Here is a 24,032-nt window from a genome sequence, read left to right on the forward strand (position 1 = left end):
CCCGCGTACGGTAAACGCAGTCACAGACACCGCTGCGAGGAGGAGACCAGTGACCAAGATCGTGATCATGGGCGGAGGCCCCGCCGGTTACGAAGCGGCACTGGTCGCGGCCCAGCACGGAGCCGACGTCACCATCGTCGAGCGTGACGGCCTCGGCGGCGCGTGCGTGCTCTACGACTGTGTCCCGTCCAAGACGTTCATCGCCTCCTCCGGCGCGCTGGCGAACATGCACGACCTCCGCGAGCTCGGCATCAACACCGACATGGCCGACACCAGCGTCGACCTGCCGACCGTCCACGGCCGGGTGAAGGGCCTCGCGCTCGCGCAGTCCGCCGACATCCGCGCCCGCGTCCAGCGCGAGGGGGTCCGCGTCGTCATCGGCCAGGCCCGCTTCGACGACGAAGAGACCGGGCTCGCCACGCACAAGGTCGCCGTCACCGCCCCCGACGGCTCGACCGAGGTGCTCGACGCCGACGTCGTGCTCATCTCGACCGGCGCCACCCCGCGCGTGCTGCCCGGCGCGGTGCCGGACGGCGAGCGCATCCTCGACTGGCGTCAGCTCTACGACCTGCGCGAGCTGCCCGAGCACCTGGCCGTCATCGGTTCGGGTGTCACCGGCGCCGAGTTCGCCTCGGCCTACACCGAGATGGGTGTCAAGGTCACCGTCGTGTCCAGCCGCGACCGCGTGCTCCCGCACGAGGACGCCGACGCCGCCGCCGTGCTCGAAGAGGTGTTCTCCCAGCGCGGCACCACGGTCGTCAAGCAGGCCCGCGCCGACAAGGTCGAGCGCACCGAAAAGGGCGTCGAGATCCACCTCTCCGACGGCCGCGTGATCGAAGCCAGCCACGCGCTGATGACCGTCGGTTCGGTGCCCAACACCACCGACATCGGCCTGGAGAAGGTCGGCATCGAGCCCGGACCCGGCGGCTTCATCGGCGTCGACCGCGTTTCCCGCACGAGCGCGCCCGGCATCTACGCCGCGGGCGACTGCACCGGGGTGCTCATGCTCGCTTCCGTGGCCAGCATGCAGGGCCGCATCGCGATGTGGCACGCGCTCGGTGAGGGTGTCGCGCCGATCAAGCTCAAGACCGTCGCCGCCAACGTGTTCACCCACCCCGAGATCGCGACCGTCGGCATCAGCCAGCAGGCGATCGACTCGGGTGAGGTGCCCGCCCGCACCATCATGCTCCCGCTCGCGACGAACGCCCGCGCGAAGATGGAAGGCCTGCGACGCGGTTTCGTGAAGCTGTTCTGCCGCCCCGCCACCGGCGTGGTCGTCGGTGGGGTGGTCGTGGCGCCGACGGCGAGCGAACTCATCCTTCCCATCGCGCTCGCCGTCCAGAACCAGCTCACAGTGGAACATCTGGCACTGACATTTTCGGTGTACCCGTCGCTGTCGGGGTCGATCACCGAGGCGGGCCGCCAGTTGATGCGCCACGACGACTTGGACTGATCGCTTCCGGCGAAGCAACCCGCGCGGGGGCGCCCGCGTCTAGCGCGTGTCGGTGTTTCGTTGACAGCTAGGGGTTTCCGTGATTCGCAGGGTTCTCGCCGGAGTGATGGCGATCGGCGCGACGGTGCTGGCGGGGTCGCCGGCCGGTCTCGCTCAGCAACCCGAGCCGGATCCCGGGGTCACGGTGCAGCTCAACGACGACACCGCGTACGAACTCGGGCTCGTCAACAAGTACGTCCACGGCGACTCCAACGTCGCGCTGGCGCGATGCCCCGGCGGTGACGGGCTGAAGGCGCCGAAGTCGACGACGTTCTCTTCGCCGGTGCTGAGCATCGGGAAGTACGACTACGGCCCGCTCATCGGCGTCCCGGCGAACGTCAGTGCCGAGGTCACGCTCAAGGACGGGACCGCGCCCGGCCGCTACCCGCTGACCGTCAATTGCAACGGAAAGTCTTATACGGCAACGTTTTCCGTTCCGTCTCGTCAGGTGAGCGCGGTACCTTCCGGTGCCGCTCACGCGGGCGACGGCAGCATGGCGTCCTGACTTCGTGACCCGGCCGGGGCAACCGACCGGCCGGGTGCGGCGTTTGCCAGGAGTGGCGTGCCGCGGGAGGTGGGCATGAGTGCGAAATGGTGGCGACGGGCACCGCTGGTGCTCGCTGCCGTCCTGGTGGCCGTCCTGGCGACGCTGGCGATCGTCTTGTCCGGTCCCAGGGAGACAGCCGCGCCTCCGGTAAGTGCGGAGCGGACCGCGGTGGAGCCGAGCGCCGAGCCGGAAACCTCCGCCGGAATGCCGAAGGCCGATCCGGTGTCGATCGACGTGCCGAAGATCGAGGCGAAGTCCAGCCTGATCCCGCTCGGGCTCAACGCGGACAACACCATCGAGGTGCCGCCGATCACCCAGCCGATGCAGGCGGGCTGGTACGTGCACGGGCCGACCCCGGGGGAGGTCGGGCCGTCGGTGATCCTCGGGCACGTGGACGGGAACCAGCGGAAGGGGATCTTCTTCCGGCTGAAGGAAATGGCGCCCGGCGACAGGATTTCGGTCGCGCGCGAGGACGGCACGACGGCCGAGTTCGCGGTGACCAAGGTCGAGCGGGTGGCGAAGGACAAGTTCCCCACCGACGCCGTCTACGGCGACACCACCGAACCGGAACTGCGGCTCATCACCTGCGGCGGGGTCTTCGACAAGGCGTCGCGTAACTATCTCGACAACATCATCGTCTTCGCCCGCCTGCTCGCGCGCTGAAGGCAACCGATTCCCTTTCCCGAAGGTGTTCTCGATGCGAGGGCTCGCATCGAGGGAGAAAGATCATGGGAATCAAGGGAATCGTCGCGGGCGCCGGTCTGCTCGCGATGACGGCGGGTGTGCTCCTCGCTCCTCAGGCGTCGGCCACGGCGCCGCCGCCGGACCTGTCGGTCCGCCCGGCGAAGGTCCTGCCGGGGGAGGAGCTGCGATTCAGCGCCACTTGCTTCGGCACGCACTCCGCCGTGACCTCGGCGGGCCTGACCGGTCCGGTCACGCTCGGCGGCCGCCCGGGCTCGGGAAACCATGCCGGGTACGGGAAAGCCGCGGCGAAGAGCGGCAAGTTCAAGGCGAGTTTCCGTTGTGAGGGCTGGCCGGGCCGGCCCGGCGCCAGTGGGACGGCGACCACCGAGTTCGAGATCGTCTGCCCGCCGCCGAAGACGACCACGCCCACCACGCCGCCTTCGAGCAGCAAGCCTCCGTCCAGCAGTGCGCCGTCGTCGAGCTCGGCCGGGGTCGTCCCCGCAGCGTTGACCAAGCCGTGCGGCCCGCCCCAGGTGAAGGTCAAGCCCGCCGGTGCTCCGCAAACCGGCGGCGGCATTTAGTCCTCTGTGCCAAGCGCGTGAAGGCCCCCTTCCCTCGGCTCAGCCGAGGGAAGGGGGCCTTCACGCGCGAAACGCGGGTCAGTCCTCGTCGACCCAGTCGAAGGTCTTCGTGACCGCCTTCTTCCAGTTCCGGTACTCGGATTCGCGGCGGGCCTCGTCCATCGACGGGTCCCACTGCTTGTCCTGCGCCCAGTTGTTGCGGATGTCGTCCTCGCTCGCCCAGAACCCGACCGCGAGGCCGGCCGCGTAGGCGGCACCGAGCGCGGTGGTCTCGTTGACCACCGGCCGGATCACGGGCACGCCGAGGATGTCGGCCTGGAACTGCATGAGCAGCTCGTTGACGACCATGCCGCCGTCGACCTTGAGCGACTTCAGCGGGACACCGGAGTCGGCGTTCATCGCGTCGATCACCTCGCGCGACTGGAACGCCGTCGCCTCCAGGACCGCCCGCGAGATGTGCCCCTTGTTGACGAACCGGGTCAGGCCGACGATCGCGCCGCGGGCGTCGGAACGCCAATACGGCGCGAAGAGACCCGAGAACGCCGGCACGAAGTACGCGCCACCGTTGTCCTCGACGGTCCGGGCGTGCTGCTCGACCTCGGCCGCGGAGCCGATCAGACCGAGGTTGTCCCGCAGCCACTGCACGAGCGAACCGGTGACCGCGATCGAGCCTTCGAGCGCGTACACCGTGTCGTTCGAGCCGATCTTGTAGCAGACCGTGGTGAGCAGCCCGTTGTCCGACATGACCTTCTCGGTGCCGGTGTTGAGCAGCATGAAGTTGCCGGTGCCGTAGGTGTTCTTGGCTTCACCGGGCGACAGGCACGCCTGCCCGAAGGTCGCCGCCTGCTGGTCGCCCAGGATGCCCGAGATCGGGACCCCGGCCAGCGCGCCCTTTTCCCGGACCTTGCCGTAGGTCTCCGACGAGGACCGGATCTCCGGGAGCATCGACAGCGGGATCGTCATCTCTTCGGCGATCTCGGCGTCCCAGGTCAGCGTGTCGAGGTCCATCAGCATGGTCCGCGACGCGTTGGTCGGGTCGGTGACGTGCACGCCGCCGTCGACCCCGCCGGTCATGTTCCACAGCACCCAGGTGTCCATGTTGCCGAAGATCAGGTCACCGGCTTCGGCCTTCGCGCGGGCGCCGTCGACGTTGTCGAGGATCCACTTGATCTTCGGGCCGGAGAAGTAGGTCGCCAGCGGCAGGCCCACCTTCGCGCGGTAGCGCTCCTGCCCGCCGCCGAGCGCGCCCAGGTCGGCGACGATCTTGTCGGTGCGCGTGTCCTGCCAGACGATCGCGTTGTACACCGGCTTGCCGGTGGTGCGATCCCACACCAGCGTGGTCTCGCGCTGGTTGGTGATGCCGACGGCGACGATGTCGCTCGCGACCAGGTCGCCCTTGGCCAGCGCGCCCGCGGCGACGGCCCGCGTGTTCTCCCAGATCTCTTCGGCGTTGTGCTCGACCCAGCCGGCCTTCGGGAAGATCTGCTCGTGTTCCCGCTGGTCGACGGCGACCACCCGGCCGGAGTGGTCGAAGATCATGCAGCGGGTCGACGTGGTGCCCTGGTCGATCGCGGCTACGTACGAAGTCATCGAAAACTCCAGTCTCAGGTGAGGTTGTGGACGGCGAGGAAGAGCAGGGCGGCCAGGGCACCGCCGACCAGCGGGCCGGCGACCGGGACCCAGGAGTAGCCCCAGTTCGGGTTGGCCTTGTTCTTGATGGGCAGCAGGAACGCGTACGCGATGCGCGGGCCGAGGTCACGGGCCGGGTTGATGGCGTAGCCGGTCGGGCCACCGAGGGACTGGCCGATGACCAGCACGACGAACGCCACACCCGCGTAGCCGAGCGCGGAGTTGCCGAAGTTCGGCGTGCCGCCCTCACCCGTGGCGTTGGCGTAGACCGGGCTGAGCAGGATCCACGCGACCAGCACGAAGGTGCCGATGATCTCGGTGACGAGGTTCCACGCCTTGTTCGGGATCTGCGGCGCGGTCGAGAAGATGCCGAGCGTCTCGTCGCGCTGCGGGTGGTCGTCGAACTGCAGTTTGTAGGCGGCCCAGCAGAGCACGGCGCCGAGGATCGCGCCGACCATCTGGCCGGCGAAGTAGATCGGGACGTCCGCCCACTTCGTCTTGTCCGCGATGGCGAGGCCCAGCGTCACCGCGGGGTTCAGGTGCGCGCCGCTCGGCGCCGCGATGCTCGCACCGGCGAAGACCGCGAACGCCCACCCGAGGGTGATCATCACGACGCCACCGTTGTGGCCGTTGTTCTTGCGCAACACGTGGTTGGCGACCACGCCGTTACCCAACAGGATCAGAACCGCCGTTCCCAGCAGCTCCCAGACGAATATGGCTCCTGCACTCACCGCTTGACCTCCACTTTGGACATTCCGCGCAGGGTCGAACACGGTGTGCTACGGCGCCCTTGCCGACCCACGTCCGTGGCACGTTACCGTCGCGTATTTGTTCCTTCCAGGCGTCGCGGGAACCAATCCTTCCAAGATCGACGAGGGTTACGCCACACGTGTCACCCGCATAACGGACCGGTCGCGGCCGATCGTGCGATGCTGGAGCCACAGCGGCACAAGGAGGAATGTCACGTGGCAAGCTCTCAGCGCGAAGCCGAAAACAGCCCCGCCCGGCTGGGACCGCTCAAGCGGGAAGAGTCTTGGCAGCGGCTGGGTGAGGACAAATTCGACCTCGTCGTCATCGGCGGCGGAGTGGTCGGGGCGGGCACGGCGCTCGACGCCGCGACACGCGGCCTGCGGGTCGCCCTCGTCGAAGCGCGCGACCTCGCCTCGGGCACGTCGAGCCGGTCCAGCAAGCTCTTCCACGGCGGGCTCCGTTACCTCGAACAGCTGGAATTCGGCCTGGTGCGGGAAGCTCTGCGGGAACGCGAGCTGATGCTGACGACGATCGCCCCGCATCTGGTGAAGCCGGTCAGCTTCCTGTACCCGCTGACCCACCGGGTCTGGGAGCGTCCGTACACCGCGGCCGGCCTGCTGATGTACGACACGATGGGCGGGGCGCGGTCGGTGCCCGGCCAGAAACACCTGAGCCGCGCGGGCGCGCTGCGGATGGTCCCGGCGCTGAAGCGGTCCGCGTTGATCGGCGGGATCCGTTACTACGACGCGCAAGCTGACGACGCGCGCCACACGATGACCGTCGCCCGCACCGCCGCGCACTACGGCGCCGTGGTGCGCACCTCCACCCAGGTGGTCGGTTTCCTCCGCGAGGCGGACCGTATTTCCGGGGTCCGCGTGCGCGACGTCGAGGACGGCCGCGAGACCGAGATCCACGCCTCCGCGGTGGTCAACTGCACCGGCGTGTGGACCGACGAGCTGCAGCGTCTTTCGGGCGGCCGCGGCCGGTTCCGCGTGCGGGCCAGCAAGGGTGTGCACATCGTCGTCCCGCGCGACCGAATCGTGTCGGAATCGGGCATGATCCTGCGCACCGAGAAGTCCGTGCTGTTCGTCATCCCGTGGCGCAACCACTGGATCGTCGGGACCACCGACACCGACTGGAACCTCGACCTCGCGCATCCCGCGGCGACGAAGCACGACATCGACTACCTCCTCGAACACGTGAACACCGTGCTCGCGACGCCGCTGACGCACGACGACATCGAGGGTGTCTACGCGGGGCTCCGGCCTTTGCTCGCGGGGGAAAGCGAAGAGACGTCGAAGCTCTCGCGTGAGCACGCGGTCGCGCGTGTCGCGCCGGGGCTGGTCGCGATCGCGGGCGGCAAGTACACGACGTACCGGGTGATGGCGGCCGACGCCGTCGACGCCGCGGCCGTCGACCTGCCCGGCAGGCCGCAGTCGTCCATCACGGACAAGGTGCCGCTGCTGGGCGCCGACGGCTATCACGCGCTGGTGAACCAGGCCGACCATCTGGCGGGCGAGCACGGGCTGCACCCGTACCGTGTGCGTCATCTGCTCGACCGCTACGGCTCGATGGTGCACGAGGTCCTCGCGCTCGGCGAAGGACGGCCAGAGCTGCTGAAGCCGCTGGAGCATGCTCCGGACTACCTCTGCGTCGAGGTCGTCTACGCGGCCAGCCACGAGGGCGCGCTTCACCTGGAAGACGTGCTCGCGCGCCGGACGCGGATCTCGATCGAGTACGCGCACCGCGGCGTCGACTGCGCCGCGCAGGTCGCCACGCTGGTGGGCGAGGTGCTCGGCTGGTCGAAGGACGAGGAGAAGCGCGAAGTCGAGGTGTACAAGGCGCGGGTCGAGGCGGAACGGGAGTCCCAGTCGCAGCCGAGCGACGAGGCCGCCGACGCGTTGCGTTCGGCCGCGCCGGAAGCACGCTCGGGGATCATCGAACCGGTGAGTTGACCGTCCGTGCCACGTGGTGTGCCCTGCGCGCGGAGATCGTTGCCTGATCCGGTGAATCTGGCATAGCGTCGGCCGTCCACGCCCTCGCGGCCTTGTCCGCGAACGGGAGAAGTTCGATCAGCGCCCTGCCGACGTCGATCGCGGCCGCGGGCTCCTTGATCAGGCACAGAGACGGAAGGCGGCCTTGTGGTGTTTCTCGACTCGTCGACGTGGACGGACCGGATCTTCGCCGGCGGTTCCTGGGTGCCCGGCACCGGCGGCACCCGGAAGGTCACGGAGCCCGCGACCGGAGCGGTGCTGGGAAGCATCGGGATGGCCTCGGCCGAAGACGCCGCGAAAGCGGCTGAAACGGCGGCCGAGGCGCAGCGGGCTTGGGCGGCGACACCGCACGTCCAGCGGGCCGCGATCCTGCGCAAGGCGGCCACGCTGTGGTCGGAGTACGCCGACGAGATCCGCTGGTGGAACGTCCGCGAGGTCGGCGCCGTGCCGGGAGTCGCGGGTTTTTCGCTGCACGTCGCGGAGCAGGAATGCTACGAAGCGGCGGCCCTGCCCGGACGCCCGTACGGTGAGCTCCTGCCGAGTGAGGAACCGCGTCTTTCGATGGCGCGCCGCGTCCCGGCCGGCGTCGTCACGGTGATCTCGCCGTTCAACATGCCGATCATCCTCGGCATCCGCTCGGTGGCCCCGGCGCTCGCGCTGGGGAACGCGGTCATCCTGAAGCCGGATCCGCGCACCGCCGTCACCGGTGGCGTGGTCCTCGCGCGGATCTTCGAGGAAGCCGGCCTGCCGCCGGGGGTGCTGCAGATGCTGCCGGGCGGCGCGGACGTCGGCGAGACGCTGGTGACGCATCCGGCGGTCCGGGTCATCTCGTTCACCGGGTCGACCGGGGCCGGGCGCAAGGTCGGCGAACTCGCCGGGAAACACCTGAAGCGGGCACACCTGGAGCTGGGCGGGAACTCCGCGCTCATCGTGCTCGACGACGCGGACGTCGACGAAGCCGCCGGAGTCGCCGCGTTCGGGTCCTTCTTCCATCAAGGCCAGATCTGCATGACCACCGGGCGGCACCTGGTGCACGAGCGGCTCTACGACGACTTCGTCGAGCGGCTGGCGGCGAAGGCGGCCGCGCTGCGGGTGGGCGACCCGGCGCGGGACGAGGTCGCGCTCGGGCCGATCATCGACGCCGGGCAGCGGGACAAGATCCACGAGCTGGTCACGGCCAGTGTCTCGGCGGGGGCGCGGGTCGCCGCCGGTGCCGAGTACGACCGGCTGTTCTACTCGGCGACGGTGCTCGCCGACGTTCCGCCGACGGCGCCCGCGGTCGCCCAGGAGATCTTCGGCCCGGTCGCGCCGGTCGTGCGGTTCTCCGACGCGGAGGAGGCCGTCCGCCTCGCGACGGCGAGCGAGTACGGGCTCTCGCTGGGGATCGTCACGCGCGATGTCCTCAAAGGACTGGAGCTCGCCGACCGCGTCCCGACCGGGATCGTGCACATCAACGACCAGACCGTCAGCGATGAGGCGAACAGCCCCTTCGGTGGCGTCGCCGCTTCGGGCACCGGGAGCCGCTTCGGCGGCGCGGCGGCGAACATCGAGGCGTTCACCGAGACCCGATGGGTCACCGTCCGGAACCCGCCCCCGACCTACCCCTTCTGACCCCCGCGTTTCGTCCTCTAGTTGCGGTAGTTCGCACTACGTACTACCGCATTTAGTCCTCTAGTTGCGGTAGTTCGTGTCACGTACTATCGCAACTAGAGGACGAAACGCGGGGAGGGTCAGGCGGTGCGGCGCCAGCGGATGAGGCGTTCCCCGGTCGGGGCCGGGTCCAGTTCGGGCCCGACCAGGGTGAACCCGCATTTGCGGGCGACCGAGGCGGACACCTCGTTGGTCTCCTCGTAGCGGTAGCTGACCTCGCGCAGGCCGAGCCCGCCGAAACCGAAGCGCAAGGCGGCGCTGAGCGCGGTGCTCGCGACCCCCTTGCCCCGCGACGCCGCGCGCACCCAGACCGACGCTTCCGCGTACCCGGAGTCGAGATCGAGGTCCCGCAGACCGACCTCGCCCAGCAGGTCCCCGGTCGTCGGCTCGGCCACCGCCCACGAACAGCGCTCGTCGCCCGCCCACTGGGCGGCGCGCAGCGCGACGTACTCGGTCGCCTCGTCGAGGTCCCGCAATCGGTAGTTCAGGACGTACTTGCGGTGCGTCGGGTCGGCGAAGGCCGCGACAAGCGCCGGACGGTCGTCGAGGGCCTTGTCCGCCCGCAGCTGCCGCAGGTAGTACTCGCCCGCGTTGATCTCCACCGGTTCCACTCTTCGAGGGTAACCGGCCCGTCAGCGGCGACGGCTCATGATCAGCGCGACGGCCAGCGGCAGCAGGAAGACGAGGAACGTCCCTCGGGTGAAGAAGAACAACGCGATCGCGACCGCGGCGGCGATCGGCACCGCGCTGGCCGTCAGCCATTTGGACGGCTGGACCTCGTTCTTCGCGGACGCCTGCGCGACACCGGGCATCGGCGGCAGGGGGAGCAGCGCCGCGGGGCGGGGCGAGGGCAGGTCCGTGAACAGCGGTTCGAGCTCGCTGACCATCCTCGCCGCGCTGACCTTCGCCGACCGCGAGCCGAACTCGTCGAGGTCGAGTCTGCCGGTGCGGACATGCTCTTCCAGCGCTTCGAGCGCGTCTTGGCGTTCGGCGTCGCTCAGCCGCATGTCCGGTCTCTCGGCACTCACGTCCCGAGTCTACGGCCGGATCAGCCGTCGAGTTCCCGTCGGCGCTGCTTCCCGAGCTTCTTGTGGGAGTTCTCCCAGCCCTTGCCCCAGATACCCTCGCCGACGGCGCTGATCCCGATCGGGACGAGGATGAACCACCAGGTGATGCCGGTGGTGATGATGACCGCGATGGTGGCGATGAAAAGGATCGGCAGGAGCGCGCCCATGACGCGCTGCAGCGGGGAGATGCCCGCCCACGGCGACGCCGGTTTCTCCGGTTCGCTCACGACGGTCGTGGGCGTGTCGTAGCGCGGATGCGGTTCGGGCAGGTCGGCGAAGACCTCGGACAGTTCGCCGCGCGTCTTCGCGGCGGTGACCAGCGCGGACCGCTCACCGAACTCGTCGATGTCGATCCTGCCGACGCTCATGTGCTCGCCGAGCGCGGTCAGCGCGGACTCGCGATCCTGGTCGCTGATCCGCAGCCGCGGGGAGGGAACCTCGCTCACCCCTCCGATGGTAGGCCGGGCGAGGCTCGGCCAACCACGGCATCCGCCCATCTTTTCGTCTCGGCGCAAAGGTGTTGTCCCGGTCACGCCGCGGCCTCCACCCTGGTCACGCGTCCGGGACTCGGGCGTGCTCGAGAGGGGGATCTCATGCGGAAGTTCATCACCAAGGTCGCGCTGGCGGCCGGGATCGCGGTCGCCGCGCTGCCGCTCGGCGTGGCGTCGGCCGACGCCACGACCTCGCCGGAGGGAGAGGTCGAGGTGCGCGGCGGTTGCGCCGTCAAGATCTGCGGCACGGTGCTCAACAAGTCCGGCCACGACATCTGGGCGATCCGGACGTTCGACTCGAACGGCCCGAAGCCCGGCACCGAATGGCGGCGGCTCAAGCCCGGCCAGAAGACTCCCAAGGACCAGGACTGGGACGGCGTCTACGTCAAGTGCAAGGCCAAGGGGACGCTGTCCACCTGGACCTTCCCCGGCTTCTGGTGGGACGAGGACTGGAAGGGCAAGGCGGGCTGGTGGTACAAGATCCGTACCCACCAGGACATCCACGTGGAGAAGCAGTACTGCTGACCCGGTGTTCCCGGTGAGTCCACAGTGGACTCACCGGGAACGTGGTCAATCCTTCAGCTCGAACAGCTGGGTACCCTGCGTCACCGCGGCGCCGACCTCGACCGAAAGGCCGGTGACGGTGCCCGCCTTGTGCGCGGTGACCGGGTTCTCCATCTTCATCGCTTCGAGCACGACGACCAGCTCGCCCGCCTCGACCCGCTGACCCTCTTCGACGGCGACCTTGACGATGGTGCCCTGCATCGGCGCGGTGACCGCGTCGCCGCTGACCGCCGCCTTGGTGCCGCCCGCGCGCTTGCGCGGCTTGGCCTTCACGGCCGTCCCGCCGCCGCCACCAGCGTCGAGCGAGAACCCGCCGGGGAGCGACACTTCGAGACGGCGGCCGCCGACCTCGACGACGACGTTCTGCCGCGGCGGCTCTTCCTCGGCTTCGGCGGCTTCCGGTGCCACGAACGGCTCGATGGTGTTCTCGAATTCGGTCTCGATCCAGCGGGTGTGCACGCTGAACCCGTTCTCGTCGCCGACGAAGGCCGGGTCGTCCACGATCACGCGGTGGAACGGCAGGACCGTCGCCATCCCGTCGGCGACCATCTCGGCCAGCGCGCGGCGGCTGCGCTCGAGCGCGTTCTGCCGGTCCGAGCCGGTGACGATCAGCTTCGCGAGCATCGAGTCGAACTGGCCGCCGATCACGCTGCCGGACTCGACGCCCGAGTCGACGCGGACGCCGGGGCCGCTCGGCGCGACGAACTTCGTCACGGTGCCGGGCGCGGGCAGGAAGCCGCGGCCGGCGTCCTCGCCGTTGATGCGGAACTCGATCGAGTGGCCGCGGGGTTCCGGGTCCTCGGTGATCCGCAGCTTCTCGCCGCGCGCGATGCGGAACATCTCGCGCACGAGGTCGAGGCCCGTGGTCTCCTCGGACACCGGGTGCTCGACCTGGAGACGCGTGTTGACCTCCAGGAACGAGATCGTGCCGTCGACGGCGACGAGGTACTCGACGGTCCCGGCGCCGTAATAGCCGGCTTCCTTGCAGATCGCCTTCGCGGATTCGTGGATGCGCTTGCGCTGCTCGTCGGTCAGGTACGGCGCGGGCGCCTCCTCGACCAGCTTCTGGTGGCGGCGCTGCAGCGAACAGTCGCGGGTGCCGACGACGATGGCGTTGCCGTGCTGGTCGGCGAGGACCTGCGCCTCGACGTGACGCGGCTTGTCCAGGTACCGCTCGACGAAGCATTCGCCGCGGCCGAAGGCGGAGATCGCCTCGCGCGTCGCGGATTCGAAGAGCTCCGGGATCTCCTCACGGGTGCGGGCGACCTTCAGTCCGCGGCCGCCGCCGCCGAACGCCGCCTTGATCGCGACCGGCAGACCGTGCTCGTCGGCGAAGGCGATGATTTCGTCGGCGTTCGCGACGGGGTCCTTGGTTCCGGGCACGAGCGGGGCGCCGGCGCGCAGCGCGATGTGGCGCGCGGTGACCTTGTCCCCGAGGTCGCGGATGGCCTGCGGGCTCGGCCCGATCCAGGTCAGCCCGGCGTCGATGACCGCCTGGGCGAAGTCCGCGTTTTCGGAAAGGAACCCGTAGCCGGGGTGGACCGAGTCCGCGCCCGACCGCTTGGCGGCGTCGAGCAGCTTGTCGAAGACGAGGTAGCTCTCGGCCGCGGTGGTGCCGCCGAGGGCGAAGGCCTCGTCCGCGAGGCGGACATGGGGTGCGTCACGGTCCGGTTCGGCGTAGACGGCCACGCTGGTCAGCCCGGCGTCCTTCGCCGCCCTGATCACCCGTACCGCGATTTCCCCGCGGTTCGCGATCAGGATCTTGGTCACCGGACCACCTGTGCCGGCCTGCTCGGTCACGCCGTACCTCCTGCGTTCGCACGTCGGGCCGCCCCGATGCGGCTCGGCAGCAGTTTAGTGAAATTCCCGCCCCGATTAGTGAGAGCAAGGCCACCCGGTGACCTCCGTTTATACCAGCGCGGAGCGGTGGCGCAGTTCTTCCGGAAGGTCGGAATCGAGCACGATCAGGTCGTACGGCTGGGCCTGGTGGACCCGGCCGAGGTGCTCGGATTTGACCAGCGCCCACGGCTGGTGCGGACCGCAGCACTCGACCAGGCGCTGCACGGAACTGAAGGCGATCAGTGCCATCCGGCCGTCCTTGGTGGCGCGGAGTTCGATCTCCGCGCTCGTGTAGTCCTTCGGCTTCTTAGCCGTCGGGAGGAACAGAGCGCTGGGCAGTCCGGGGTTCGTCACAGGAACAACATAGACGTGCACTCTGCGCTAGATCACTTACGCTCTCGGATATGCGGACTCAGGAAGCGCGGGCGCCGGGATCGGTGCTGCTCACCGCGCTGCTGGCGGTGGTGGTGACGGCGGGCGTGATCGTGGCCGTGGTCCTGCTCCGTCCCGCCGCTCCGGCGCCCGACGGCGCCCCTGGCGTGCCGCCGGTGTCCGACGGTGCCCCCAGCGTCAACTGCGGTGCCTCCGCCTGCCGGGAGATCGGCGCGATGACCGTCGGCGGGCTGCCGGTCGTGCTGCTGGCCGACGACGCGGGCAAGGAGGGGGTGGTCCGGATCGGCGCGGACACCGTGTACCCGCTGATGCTCAACGACATGGGGGTCACCCTGAAGGGCGATTCTCTGCGCTGCGTCGATGGCACGACGCCGGTGTGCCTGGTGCGCGGCGACGCGGGCGGCGGCTCGGCGGGCGAGTTGTTCGTCGCGCGCGGCGGGGTCTGGCGGGACACCGGGAAGCCCTATTTCTCCGACGCCGGGACGGTCGCCCTGAACGACGTGACCGCCGACGGGATCGCGGACGTCATCGTCGTGCGGCACGAATGCCCCGGCGCGCAGTCCGGCTCGGCGCGATGCCAGGCGGCGCCCGTGCTCGCGGAGGTCTACGACGTCGCGCGCGGCTCGGTGGGTTGCACGCGCCGGTACACCGCGCCCTCGGAGCTGCGGGGGTGGCCGGACGTGCGGTTGACGAAGGCGGATCTGCGGGCTTGCCCCTGAGGGGAGCAAGGGACGAACGCGCCTGAAGGCCCCCTTCCCTCGGCTCAGCCGAGGGAAGGGGGCCTTCACGCGCTCAAAGAAGCGTCACGCACCCGCGGTGGCAGGCTCCTTGGCGGAGGTAGTGGCCGCTTCGCCATCTGGAGTCGGCGAAGGGTCCGTCGGCGAGTTGAGCACGTCGTCGTCCAGCAGACCTTCGCCCCGGGCGACGACCACCGGCACGACGATCTGGCCGGCGACGTTGGTCGCGGTCCGCATCATGTCCATGATCGGGTTCACCGAGTAGATCAGCGCGATCCCGAGCGCCACCTGCTGCGCGTCGAGCCCGATGAACGCGGTGGTCAGGGTCAGCGCGGTCAGCCAGCCGGTGGTACCCGCGGTGGCCAGCGCGCCGAGCACGGCGACCACGACGATCCCCACGTACTGCCAGATGTTCAGCGACACCCCGGACAGGTTCGCGATGAAGATGGCGCCGATCGCGGGGAACACCGCGGCGCAGCCGTCCATCTTCGTGGCGCTGCCCAGCGGAGTCGCGAAGGCGGCGTACGCGGGCTGGACACCCAGGTTCACGGCGGACTGCCGGGTGAGAGGGAGCGTCGCGGCCGAAGACTGCGAAGCGAACGCGAACTGGATCGCCGTGCCCGCCTTCGAGAAGAACTTGAGCGGGCTGACCTTCGCCACGAACTGCAGCAGGATCGGGTAGACCACCAGCAGCACCACCAAGCAGCCGACGTACACCGCGAGCGTGGTGGTGAACAGCGGCCGGAACAGGGCGTCACCGTAGTTCGCGACCGCGGCGCCGATCAGGCCGACGATGCCGATCGGGGCGAGCCGGACGATCCAGCCGAGGTAGCGCTGGATGATCTCGAAGACGCTGGTGGTGAAGTCGACGAACGGCTTGGCCTTGTCGCCGAGGCTGTAGGCGGCCGCGCCGATGAGCACGGCGAGGAACAGCACCTGCAGCGTCTCGCCCTCGGTGAAGGCGGTGAAGAAGTTCTTGGGCAGCAGGCCTTCGACGAAGGCGCTCCAGGAACCCCAGTTCTCGGTGCTCTTGGCGGCCCTGTCCGCGTTCTTCGCCGTCGCGGCGACGCCCTCGCCGAGGCCCCCGCTGCCCGGGTTGAACAGCTTGGCGACGGCGATGCCGATCAGGGACGCGATGAACGAGGTGATCGCGAACCACAGGACGGTCTTGCCGCCCAGCCGCGCGGCCTTCTTGCCGCCACCGAGGTTGCGCAGGCTGTTGATGCCGACCACGATCGCCGTGAAGACCAGCGGGATCACCGCGATCTGCAGCAGCGTCGTGAAGATCGTGCCGATCTGGTCGAGCAGGTCGGTCAGCCAGCTCGCCTCGGTCGTCCTGGCGAGCACGCCGAGCAGGGCGCCCACGACGAGCGAGCCGAGGACCGCCGCCGCGAAGACCTTTGGCCTTGTGTAGGTCCGAATGAAAGACACGGGGCGACTCCGGTGCGTGAAAGTTTCCTGATTTCCCGAACGTGAAGAACGTTCGGCGAGGCAGGACTCTTCCGGATCACCCGTTCGTGTGGGAGTCGTCTCAGGATGCGGGACGAGTCCACAGATCGATGACGCTCACGCCGACCTCGGCCAGCAAACGCCGCGTCAGCGGGAGGCTGATCCCGATGACGCTCGAGAAATCGCCGTCGATGCCCTCGACGAACCAGCCGCCGAGCCCGTCGAGGGTGAAGCCGCCGGCCACCTGAAGCGGCTCCCCGGAGGCGATGTACGCCTCGATTTCTTCTTGCGACGGCGTGCCGAAGCGAACAGTGGTGCCTTCGGTGCCGGACGCTTCTTTCGTCTTCACGCCGTTCTCGACATGGATGATCGCGTGGCCGGTCAGAAGTTCACCGGTCTTGCCCGCCATCGACGCCCAGCGCTCGCGCGCGGCTTCCGGCGTGATCGGCTTCCCGACCATCTCGCCGTTGATCGACAGCATCGAATCGCAGCCCACGATCACCAGGTCACCGTGGCCGCCGAGCGCCTCGAAAACCGCTTCGGCCTTCGCGGCGGCGAGCGCGCGGACCAGCTCCTCGGGAGCCGGATCGGTCAGGGACGCGGCGACCGCGTCCTCGTCGACGCCGGACACGACGACGCTCGGGTCGAAGCCCGCGGAACGCAGGACACCGAGGCGGGCGGGGGACTGGGAAGCGAGGACGAAACGCACCAGGGGAAGGTACTCGACAGCCCGCTGTTGCCTAATTGTGACCTGGGACACGGGTACGTGGAGCTAGTTTGTTGTGGCGCGCAACATATGGATTGTTCGAGCTACGGAGGAACCAATGTCGCCCCGCCTCCGCGTCAGAAGATCACTTCGCACGACGCAAACCACAGTGCTCGCAGGACTTCTCCTGGCCGGTACGGCCCTGGCGCCGGTGGCGTCCGCCGCCCCGGGGCCGGTTTACAAGAATCCTCACGCATCGACGTCCGCGCGGGTGAACGACCTGCTCGAGCGGATGAGCCTCGACGACAAGATCGGCCAGATGACGCAGGCCGAACGCGGTGCCGTAACGCCCGAGCAGGCCGCCGCGCTCAAATTGGGGTCACTGCTCTCCGGTGGCGGCTCCGTGCCCGCCAGCAACACGCCGAACGGGTGGGCCGACATGGTCGACTCGTACCAGAAGGCGGCGATCTCGACGCCGCTCGGCATTCCCACGCTCTACGGCGTCGATGCCGTGCACGGCCACAACAACGTCTACGGCGCGACGATCTTCCCGCACAACATCGGCCTCGGTGCGGCCAACAATCCGCGCCTGGTCGAGAAAATCGGCCGCGCGACGGCGCTGGAGGTCGCGGGAACCGGTCCGCAGTGGGACTTTTCGCCGTGCCTGTGCGTCGCCCGTGACGATCGGTGGGGCCGGACCTACGAATCGTTCGGCGAATCCCCGCGTGACGCCATCGCGAACGCGTCGGCCATCACCGGGCTTCAGGGGCGCAGGCTCGGCGAGAAACCGGGATCCGTGCTCGCGACGGCGAAACACTACGTCGGCGACGGCGGCACGACCAACGGCGTCGATCAGGGCAACACCGAAGTGAGCGAACGCGAACTGCGCCAGATCCATCTGCCGCCGTTCCGGGAGGCGATCGACCGCGGGGTCGGCTCGGTGATGATCTCGTTCTCCAGCTTCCAGGGGGTGCGCATGCACGCCGAGAAGTACCTCATCACCGACGTCCTCAAGAAGGAGCTGCGGTTTCGCGGGCTGGTGATCTCGGACTACAACGCGATCAACCAGATCGACGGCAAGGAGGGCTTCACTCCCGAAGAGGTGCGGCTCTCGGTCAACGCGGGCATCGACATGTTCATGGTCCCGTGGGACGCGCCGCAGTTCATCGCCTACCTCAAGGCCGAAGTCGAAGCCGGCCGCGTTTCGCGCGACCGGATCGACGACGCGAACCGCCGCATCCTGGCGGAGAAGTTCAAGCTCGGCCTGTTCGAGCATCCGTACACCGACCGTTCGCTCCAGAAGACGTTCGGCAGCAAGGAACATCGTGAACTGGCCCGGCAGGCCGTCCGTGAATCCCAGGTGCTGCTGAAGAACGACGGTGTGCTGCCACTGGCGAAGAAGAACAACAAGATCTTCGTCGCGGGCAAGAACGCGCACGACATCGGCAACCAGGCGGGCGGCTGGACGCTCACCTGGCAAGGGCAGAGCGGCCCGGTGATCCCGGGCACGACCATCCTCGACGGGATCAAGTCGGGGGCGGGGAAGGGAACCACGGTGACCTATGACCGTGCGGGTGACGGAATCGACGGCAGTTACCAGGTCGCCCTCGCCGTGGTGGGCGAAACGCCGTACGCCGAAGGACAGGGAGACCGGCCGAACGGCTTCGGGCTCGACGCGGAAGACCTCGCCACGATCGCCAAGCTGAAGGCGTCCGGAGTCCCGGTCGTCGTGGTGACCGTGTCGGGGCGCCCGCTCGACATCGCCGCGCAGCTGCCGCAGTTCGACGGGCTCCTCGCCGCCTGGCTCCCGGGCAGCGAAGGCGCCGGTGTCGCCGATGTCCTTTACGGCGACTACAACCCGACCGGGAAGCTGACGTTCAGCTGGCCGGCCAGCGCGGCGCAGGAACCGGTGAACGTCGGTGACGGCAAGAAGGCGCTGTACCCGTACGGCTACGGCCTGCGATACCGCCGGTAGGTCTCGTGAGTGGTAAGGACGGTTCTAACCGTCCTTACCACTCACGAGACCAGCGGTGGTACTCGATGGCCGCGATCGAGTTCTCGAGCTGTTCGAACGTCGGCGCGGGGAGGGCGCCGTTGAAGACGATGGTCAGGCTCTTCCGCGGGATGTTGATGACGTACGGATCGACGTCGAGTTCTTCGCAGTGGCTCCGCAGGACGGCCGTCCAGTGGTCGAGGTCTTCGTCCTCGCCGAGGTGCTCCCACCGCGCGACGATCCAGTTGCCGTTGAGCAGCTGGCCCGCCATCTCCCGTGGATGGTGGACCATGTACGGCTCGGCGACGTCGTTCATCGTCCGAGGTGCTCGAGGAGCGCGGCGAAGGACTCGGCCGGAAGCACCAGGATCGGCCGGATCTCGTCCGGCATCGCCCACTGTTTGGTGTCCCGGATCCCGACCAGGCCGGGCGCGGCGCCGACTTCGACGCAGGCGTTCTCTTCCCAGTGCGTGTAGGTCGACTTGTGCCAGCCGGTCATGTTCTCGTGCCAGGTGGTCATCGGAGGCCCTTTCCCCAGTGACTGTTTCGGCAAGTAGACGGGTTGCGCGGCAGCAAGGTTGGCGAGATCGGGTGATCTGCGCCCGCTGGTCGGTGAACGGCTTCGGTGATCGCGTTCGGCGCACGAAAAGGCACCTTCACCGACAGCTGCTTTACTCACGATGCACTCTCGGAGTGCATAGCGCAAAGGGTCTTAGGTCACCGAAGTGAATCGGCCGCGAGCTGTCGGTAGTCGGCGGCGATCCGTGTCAGATGCGAGCAGGCGATGTCGCCGTAGGTGGCGTAGTGCTCGACTTCGGCGAAGTTCTTCTCGTAGTCGGCCACTTCGCGCTCGTCCGTGACGAGCGCCGTGGCCGTCTGGGTGCCGAGGAGCACCGCGCGCGAATCGTAGATGTCGAAACCGTGGAGGACCGGGACCGAGACCGGGGCGGTCCACGGGATCACGCCCAGGCGCACCCGGCCCTGCCGGGACACCTCGACGAGGTGATCGAGCTGGGCCAGCATCGTCGCCGCGCCGCCCATGTTCCAGCGGAGGGCGCCTTCGGTGAGCACGAAGTGGAACTCGCGGTTCGAGTCGAGGATCCGCTGGCGCTCCAGCCTGGCCTCCACCGTCTGGTCGCGTTCGCCGGCGGGCAGTGAATCACCGAACAGGGCGGTGATGTAGTCGCGGGTCTGAAGCAGCCCGAACACGATGGTCGGCTGGAAACTCCGGATCCGGGCGGACGCCGACTCGATCTTGCCGATGCGCTGCTGCATCCGCCAGGCACCGCGCTGGAGGACGACGCGGGCGGACGACGCCTCTTCACGGAGATCCCGCGTGATCGCGACGAGCGTCCGCCGGACCTTCGCGGGCGCGCGGTAGACGCGGCACAGCGCGACGACCTGGTCCTCGGTCGGCATGAACGCGCCGGTTTCGACCCGCGAGACCTTCGACTGGCTGAGGCCGGTGAGCCTGGCCGCTTCGGTACCGGACAACCCGGCGGCTTTGCGCAGACGGCGCAATTCGGTGGAGAGGTGGTCCTGGTTCGTCACGCACGGCTTTCTGGGGCGAGCACGGTCAGCGGATCCGTCACGATAGCCCGCGAAGCCGCTTTCAGCGAGGGAGCGCCGAAGCCCGCCAGGCCCCTTCGCCGGGCGCGAGCGGCGCCCGGACGAGCGAAGCCTTGTCCGCCCACCACGATTCCCGTTTCGCGGCCGGTTCCGGTGCCCGCGCGCCGGCCGCCGCCGCGACGACGGCGGTCAGCGCGGCGAGTTCGGCGTCGTCCGGGTTGCCCCGGACGACGCGCAGCAGCGGGGTTTCGGGCGCGGTCACAGCGGGATGTTCCCGTGCTTCTTGGGCGGCAGCGTCTCCCGTTTGCCCTGGAGCAGCGAGAGCGCCTTCGCGATGTGGCCGCGGGTGTGCGCGGGCACGATCACCGAGTCGACGTAGCCGCGCTCGGCCGCCGCGTACGGGTTCAGGAGCGTGTCTTCGTACTCCTGGATCAGCTCGGCGCGGAGCGCGTCGACGTCCTTGCCGTCGGCGGCGGCCGCGGCGAGGGTCTTGCGGTGCACGATATTCGCCGCGCCCTGCGCGCCCATGACCGCGACCTGCGCCGTCGGCCAGGCCAGGTTGATGTCCGCGCCGAGGTGCTTCGAACCCATGACGTCGTACGCGCCGCCGTACGCCTTGCGGGTGATGACGGTGATGAGCGGGACGGTCGCTTCGGCGTAGGCGTAGATCAGCTTCGCGCCGCGCCGGATGATGCCGTTCCACTCCTGGTCGGTGCCGGGCAGGAAACCCGGGACGTCCACGAAGGTCAGCACGGGGATGTTGAACGCGTCGCAGGTGCGCACGAAACGCGCGGCCTTCTCGGACGCGTCGATGTCGAGGCAGCCGGCGAACTGGGTCGGCTGGTTCGCCACGATGCCGACGCTGCGCCCGTCCACCCGGCCGAAGCCGACCAGGATGTTAGGCGCGAACAGCTCGTGCACCTCGAGGAAATCGCCGTCGTCGACGACGCGGTTGATGACCTCGTGCATGTCGTACGGCTGGTTCGGCGAGTCCGGGATCAGCGTGTCGAGTTCGCGGTCGGACTCGCTGACGTCGTCGAAGAATCCCCCGGGCGCGGAGTCTGTCTCGAAGAGCGGCGCCTCGGACAGGTTGTTCGCCGGGAGGAACGAAAGCAGCTCCTTGACGTAGGCGATCGCGTCCTCGTCGTCGGACCCGAGGTAGTGCGCGTTGCCCGAACGGGTGTTGTGCGTGCGCCCGCCGCCGAGTTCCTCGAAGGAGACCTCTTCACCCGTCACGGTCTTCACGACGTCGGGACCGGTGATGAACATGTGCGAGGTCTTGTCGACCATCACCACGAAATCGGTCAGTGCGGGGGAGTAGACGTGCCCGCCCGCGTTGGCGCCCATGATCAGCGAGATCTGCGGGATGACGCCGGACGCCTTGACGTTGCGGTTGAAGATCTCGCCGTACAGCCCGAGCGAGACGACGCCTTCCTGGATCCGCGCGCCGCCGCCCTCGTTGATGCCGATGATCGGGCGGCCGGTCTTGATCGCCAGGTCCATCACCTTGACGATCTTCTCGCCGTACACCTCACCGAGTGAACCGCCGAAGACCGTGACGTCCTGGCTGAACACGCACACCGGACGGCCGTCGACGGTGCCGTAGCCGGTGACGACGCCGTCGCCGTAGGGCCGGTTCTTCTCCTGGCCGAAGTTGACCGAGCGGTGCTTCGCGAGCTCGTCGAGCTCGACGAAGGAGCCCTCGTCCAGGAGCAGGTCGATCCGCTCGCGGGCGGTCTTCTTGCCCTTGGCGTGCTGTTTCTCCACCGCCCTCGCGGAACCCGCGTGGACCGCCTCGTCGTACCGGCGGTACAGGTCGGCCAGCTTGCCGGCCGTGGTGTGGATGTCCGGTTCGTCCTCGGGCGGCGTCCCGAGCGGCTCCGTCGCACTGCTCATGAAACCGCAGCCTAGCTACTCGACGGTCACTTCGCGTGTGGCGTAGGCAACGTCCGGTCTTCGGGGGCGGGGCCGGGTGGGGTGCCGCGAAAGCCACTTTCGCGACGTCTGATGTCCTGAAAGTGGCTTTCGCGACATGTCCGTGAGGATTCACGTGACTGGGCGGACGTCACTGGACTGAGGCCCGCACCAGCCCGGACTCGTAAGCCGCGATCACCAGCTGTGCCCGGTCCCGCGCCGCGAGCTTGTGCAGGAGGTGGCCGATATGCGTCTTCACCGTCGCCAGCCCGAGGTGCAGGGTCCCGGCGATCTCGTCGTTCGACAGGCCGCGCGCGATCAGGCTCAGCACCTCGCGTTCACGCGTGGTGATGTTGTCCAGCGAAGCCGCGACGCGCTGACCGGGGTCCGGCAGCCGGGCGAACTCGGCGATGAGCCTTCGCGTGATCGACGGGGCGAGCAGTCCCTCGCCCGCCGCGACGACCCGGATCGCGCTCAGCAGTTCGGCGGGCGGCGTGTCCTTCAGCAGGAATCCGCTCGCGCCCGCGCGCAGCGCCGAATAGACGTAGGCGTCGAGGTCGAACGTGGTCAGCATCAGCACGTGGACGCCTTCGGTGGCGGCCGACGCGCAGATCCGCCGGGTCGCTTCGATCCCGTCCAGTTCGGGCATGCGGACGTCCATCAGCACGACGTCGGGGCGTTCCTTCTCGGCGAGTTCCGCGGCCTCCGCGCCGTCGCTCGCCTCTCCGACGACTTCGAGGTCCGGCGCGCTGTCGACGAGCACGCGGAAACTGCCGCGCAGCAACGCCTGGTCGTCGGCGATCAGTACGCGGATCATCGTGTCCCCATTTCCTTGGCGGCGTACGGCAACCGCGCGAACACCCGGAATCCCCCGGCGGGCACCGGGCCCGCTGCGAAGTCACCACCGTAGACGGCGACGCGTTCGCGCATGCCGATCAAGCCGTGCCCGCCCACGGCTGGTGGTGAGACTTCGCCACGCCCGTCGTCGACGATCTCGACGCTGACCTCGCCGGGGCCTTCGGTGATCGTGACGCGGCAGGCGGACGGTCCCGCGTGCTTCACGACGTTGGTCACCGCCTCCTGCGTGATGCGGTAGACCGAAAGCGCGACACCTTCGGGGAGGTCGTCCACCACCTCGCCGGTCAGCTCCACGCGCACCCCGGCCTGTCCGGCGCGTTCGGCCAGGGTCCGCAGATCGGCGAGTTTCGGCGCGGGGCCGAGCGCGGCTTCGGGCGTCCCGTCACCGGAACGGAGGACTCCGAGCATCCGCCGGAGTTCGACGAGCGTCTCCCGGCTGGTGAGTTCGATGACCCGCAACGCTTCGCGGGCTTCTTCGGGCTGTTCCCTCGCGACGTGGTTGCCGACGGCCGCCTTGACCGCGATCAGGCTCATGCTGTGCGCGACGACGTCGTGCATTTCGCGCGCGATCCGCAGCCGTTCGTCGGAAACCGCCTGGTCGGCCTGGGTTTCGGCGAGCTGGGCCAGGTTCGCGCGCCGTTGCCGCGTCATCCAGCCGAGTGCCCACGAGCCCGCCACGCCGCCGCCCGCGAAGGCCGTCGACGCGATCGTGTTCGGCCCGAGCCGCAGGAACTCGAAGATCATGACGACGACCAGGCCGAGACCCATCGCGATCAGCGAGCGGGTGCGCGGATGTTCCAGCGCCACGGTGTACAGCGCGCAGGCGGTGGCCAGGAGCGCGGCCGGGCCCAGCCCGTTGCCGGCGAGCAGGGCCGGGACCAGGCTGCCGAGGCCGAGGCCGTAGGCGACCAGGGGCCGATGGCGCCGCAGCGCGATCGCGATCCCGCTGGCGGCCACCGTCGCCCAGGCGAGCCACATCGGGATGGCGACGAGGAACGTCCAGGTCCCCGCCGCCAGGTTCCCGCCGACGGCCACGACGAGCACCAGCGCGAGGAACGCGTCGATCGTGTACGCCACCCGTTGGGGGAGCGCCGACGGCTGTTTCATACGGCGAACTCAACCAGAA

25 protein-coding genes are annotated in these 24,032 nt (G+C 68.9%); 9 read left to right on the forward strand and 16 right to left on the reverse strand.

The genetic code is table 11. The features are described 5' to 3' along the window. Nucleotides 1-49 precede the first annotated feature (49 nt). The 4 genes from ACOCEP_RS15825 to ACOCEP_RS15840 all read left to right on the forward strand — a co-directional run bounded on the left by ACOCEP_RS15825 (nt 50) and on the right by ACOCEP_RS15840 (nt 3,304). Nucleotides 50-1,453 (forward strand): NAD(P)H-quinone dehydrogenase, encoded by a 1,404-nt coding sequence (locus ACOCEP_RS15825; protein ID WP_063272373.1) that lies wholly within the window; start codon nt 50-52, stop codon nt 1,451-1,453. Nucleotides 1,454-1,559: 106 nt separating this feature from the next. After that, the gene (locus ACOCEP_RS15830; protein WP_482339728.1) at nt 1,560-1,997 is read left to right on the forward strand and encodes a hypothetical protein; all 438 of its coding nucleotides are present in this window, start codon (nt 1,560-1,562) and stop codon (nt 1,995-1,997) included. Nucleotides 1,998-2,072: 75 nt separating this feature from the next. Next, on the forward strand, nt 2,073-2,702 hold the full coding sequence (locus ACOCEP_RS15835) for a class F sortase (RefSeq protein WP_482338027.1): 630 nt from the start codon (nt 2,073-2,075) through the stop codon (nt 2,700-2,702). Nucleotides 2,703-2,767: 65 nt separating this feature from the next. Continuing rightward, a complete protein-coding gene (locus ACOCEP_RS15840) occupies nt 2,768-3,304 on the forward strand; it encodes a hypothetical protein (protein WP_482338029.1) in 537 nt (178 codons plus the stop codon). Nucleotides 3,305-3,382: 78 nt separating this feature from the next. Here ACOCEP_RS15840 and glpK read toward each other — a convergent pair whose 3' ends face one another. Together glpK and ACOCEP_RS15850 are read right to left on the reverse strand one after the other, a co-directional pair. Continuing rightward, nucleotides 3,383-4,894: a glycerol kinase GlpK gene (gene glpK / locus ACOCEP_RS15845; RefSeq protein ID WP_482338030.1), complete on the reverse strand. Its 1,512-nt coding sequence runs from the start codon at nt 4,892-4,894 to the stop codon at nt 3,383-3,385. 14 nt (nt 4,895-4,908) lie between these two features. Beyond that, entirely contained in the window at nt 4,909-5,664 is a 756-nt protein-coding gene (locus ACOCEP_RS15850; RefSeq protein WP_174492067.1) for an MIP/aquaporin family protein, read from the reverse strand. 234 nt (nt 5,665-5,898) lie between these two features. Here ACOCEP_RS15850 and ACOCEP_RS15855 point away from each other — a divergent pair, with 234 nt between their 5' ends. Together ACOCEP_RS15855 and ACOCEP_RS15860 are read left to right on the forward strand one after the other, a co-directional pair. Further along, nucleotides 5,899-7,638 (forward strand): glycerol-3-phosphate dehydrogenase/oxidase, encoded by a 1,740-nt coding sequence (locus tag ACOCEP_RS15855; RefSeq protein WP_482338032.1) that lies wholly within the window; start codon nt 5,899-5,901, stop codon nt 7,636-7,638. Between the two features lie 186 nt (nt 7,639-7,824). Then, nucleotides 7,825-9,288: a benzaldehyde dehydrogenase gene (locus ACOCEP_RS15860; RefSeq protein ID WP_482338033.1), complete on the forward strand. Its 1,464-nt coding sequence runs from the start codon at nt 7,825-7,827 to the stop codon at nt 9,286-9,288. Nucleotides 9,289-9,407: 119 nt separating this feature from the next. Here ACOCEP_RS15860 and ACOCEP_RS15865 read toward each other — a convergent pair whose 3' ends face one another. From ACOCEP_RS15865 to ACOCEP_RS15875, 3 genes are read right to left on the reverse strand one after another with little or no spacing between them, the layout of a single operon-like run. After that, entirely contained in the window at nt 9,408-9,938 is a 531-nt protein-coding gene (locus tag ACOCEP_RS15865; RefSeq protein WP_482338034.1) for a GNAT family N-acetyltransferase, read from the reverse strand. A gap of 21 nt (nt 9,939-9,959) precedes the next feature. Further along, nucleotides 9,960-10,334 carry a DUF1707 SHOCT-like domain-containing protein gene (locus ACOCEP_RS15870; RefSeq protein WP_482339729.1) on the reverse strand — a complete coding sequence of 125 codons (375 nt, stop codon included), beginning with the start codon at nt 10,332-10,334 and terminating at the stop codon, nt 9,960-9,962. Between the two features lie 41 nt (nt 10,335-10,375). Beyond that, complete coding sequence (locus ACOCEP_RS15875; protein ID WP_482338036.1) at nt 10,376-10,840, reverse strand: DUF1707 SHOCT-like domain-containing protein; 465 nt, start codon at nt 10,838-10,840, stop codon at nt 10,376-10,378. Between the two features lie 147 nt (nt 10,841-10,987). Between ACOCEP_RS15875 and ACOCEP_RS15880 the strand changes: the two genes are divergently transcribed. Then, the gene (locus ACOCEP_RS15880; RefSeq protein ID WP_482338038.1) at nt 10,988-11,410 is read left to right on the forward strand and encodes a hypothetical protein; all 423 of its coding nucleotides are present in this window, start codon (nt 10,988-10,990) and stop codon (nt 11,408-11,410) included. Nucleotides 11,411-11,455: 45 nt separating this feature from the next. Here ACOCEP_RS15880 and ACOCEP_RS15885 read toward each other — a convergent pair whose 3' ends face one another. Both ACOCEP_RS15885 and ACOCEP_RS15890 read right to left on the reverse strand, forming a co-directional pair. Continuing rightward, nucleotides 11,456-13,249, reverse strand: coding sequence for an acetyl/propionyl/methylcrotonyl-CoA carboxylase subunit alpha (locus tag ACOCEP_RS15885; protein WP_482338040.1), 1,794 nt, complete (start codon nt 13,247-13,249; stop codon nt 11,456-11,458). A 108-nt stretch (nt 13,250-13,357) separates the two neighbouring features. Next, nucleotides 13,358-13,642, reverse strand: coding sequence for an SAV_915 family protein (locus tag ACOCEP_RS15890; protein WP_465417226.1), 285 nt, complete (start codon nt 13,640-13,642; stop codon nt 13,358-13,360). A gap of 83 nt (nt 13,643-13,725) precedes the next feature. Between ACOCEP_RS15890 and ACOCEP_RS15895 the strand changes: the two genes are divergently transcribed. Continuing rightward, entirely contained in the window at nt 13,726-14,400 is a 675-nt protein-coding gene (locus tag ACOCEP_RS15895; RefSeq protein WP_482339730.1) for a hypothetical protein, read from the forward strand. Nucleotides 14,401-14,484: 84 nt separating this feature from the next. Here ACOCEP_RS15895 and ACOCEP_RS15900 read toward each other — a convergent pair whose 3' ends face one another. Together ACOCEP_RS15900 and ACOCEP_RS15905 are read right to left on the reverse strand one after the other, a co-directional pair. Next, nucleotides 14,485-15,849 (reverse strand): dicarboxylate/amino acid:cation symporter, encoded by a 1,365-nt coding sequence (locus ACOCEP_RS15900; protein WP_482338042.1) that lies wholly within the window; start codon nt 15,847-15,849, stop codon nt 14,485-14,487. A gap of 100 nt (nt 15,850-15,949) precedes the next feature. Further along, nucleotides 15,950-16,576, reverse strand: coding sequence for a Maf family protein (locus ACOCEP_RS15905; RefSeq protein ID WP_482338044.1), 627 nt, complete (start codon nt 16,574-16,576; stop codon nt 15,950-15,952). Nucleotides 16,577-16,742: 166 nt separating this feature from the next. Here ACOCEP_RS15905 and ACOCEP_RS15910 point away from each other — a divergent pair, with 166 nt between their 5' ends. After that, complete coding sequence (locus tag ACOCEP_RS15910) at nt 16,743-18,548, forward strand: glycoside hydrolase family 3 protein (RefSeq protein WP_482338045.1); 1,806 nt, start codon at nt 16,743-16,745, stop codon at nt 18,546-18,548. A gap of 34 nt (nt 18,549-18,582) precedes the next feature. Here ACOCEP_RS15910 and ACOCEP_RS15915 read toward each other — a convergent pair whose 3' ends face one another. The 7 genes from ACOCEP_RS15915 to ACOCEP_RS15945 all read right to left on the reverse strand — a co-directional run bounded on the left by ACOCEP_RS15915 (nt 18,583) and on the right by ACOCEP_RS15945 (nt 24,013). Further along, nucleotides 18,583-18,882, reverse strand: coding sequence for a hypothetical protein (locus ACOCEP_RS15915; RefSeq protein WP_482338047.1), 300 nt, complete (start codon nt 18,880-18,882; stop codon nt 18,583-18,585). After that, complete coding sequence (locus ACOCEP_RS15920) at nt 18,879-19,085, reverse strand: DUF397 domain-containing protein (protein WP_126735206.1); 207 nt, start codon at nt 19,083-19,085, stop codon at nt 18,879-18,881. Before ACOCEP_RS15920 ends, ACOCEP_RS15915 begins: the two co-directional genes overlap by 4 nt. 197 nt (nt 19,086-19,282) lie before the next feature. Continuing rightward, nucleotides 19,283-20,116 (reverse strand): helix-turn-helix domain-containing protein, encoded by an 834-nt coding sequence (locus ACOCEP_RS15925; RefSeq protein WP_482338049.1) that lies wholly within the window; start codon nt 20,114-20,116, stop codon nt 19,283-19,285. A gap of 61 nt (nt 20,117-20,177) precedes the next feature. Further along, nucleotides 20,178-20,396 carry an acyl-CoA carboxylase epsilon subunit gene (locus tag ACOCEP_RS15930; RefSeq protein WP_482338050.1) on the reverse strand — a complete coding sequence of 73 codons (219 nt, stop codon included), beginning with the start codon at nt 20,394-20,396 and terminating at the stop codon, nt 20,178-20,180. After that, nucleotides 20,393-22,030, reverse strand: coding sequence for an acyl-CoA carboxylase subunit beta (locus ACOCEP_RS15935; RefSeq protein WP_482338051.1), 1,638 nt, complete (start codon nt 22,028-22,030; stop codon nt 20,393-20,395). The genes ACOCEP_RS15930 and ACOCEP_RS15935 overlap by 4 nt, the downstream gene beginning before the upstream one ends. 169 nt (nt 22,031-22,199) lie before the next feature. After that, nucleotides 22,200-22,865, reverse strand: a complete 666-nt coding sequence (locus tag ACOCEP_RS15940) for a response regulator (RefSeq protein WP_482338053.1) — start codon at nt 22,863-22,865, stop codon at nt 22,200-22,202. Further along, nucleotides 22,862-24,013 (reverse strand): sensor histidine kinase, encoded by a 1,152-nt coding sequence (locus ACOCEP_RS15945; protein WP_482338055.1) that lies wholly within the window; start codon nt 24,011-24,013, stop codon nt 22,862-22,864. The genes ACOCEP_RS15940 and ACOCEP_RS15945 overlap by 4 nt, the downstream gene beginning before the upstream one ends. Between the last annotated feature and the right edge of the window lie 19 nt (nt 24,014-24,032).

This window comes from Amycolatopsis sp. CA-211722 (assembly GCF_056828465.1).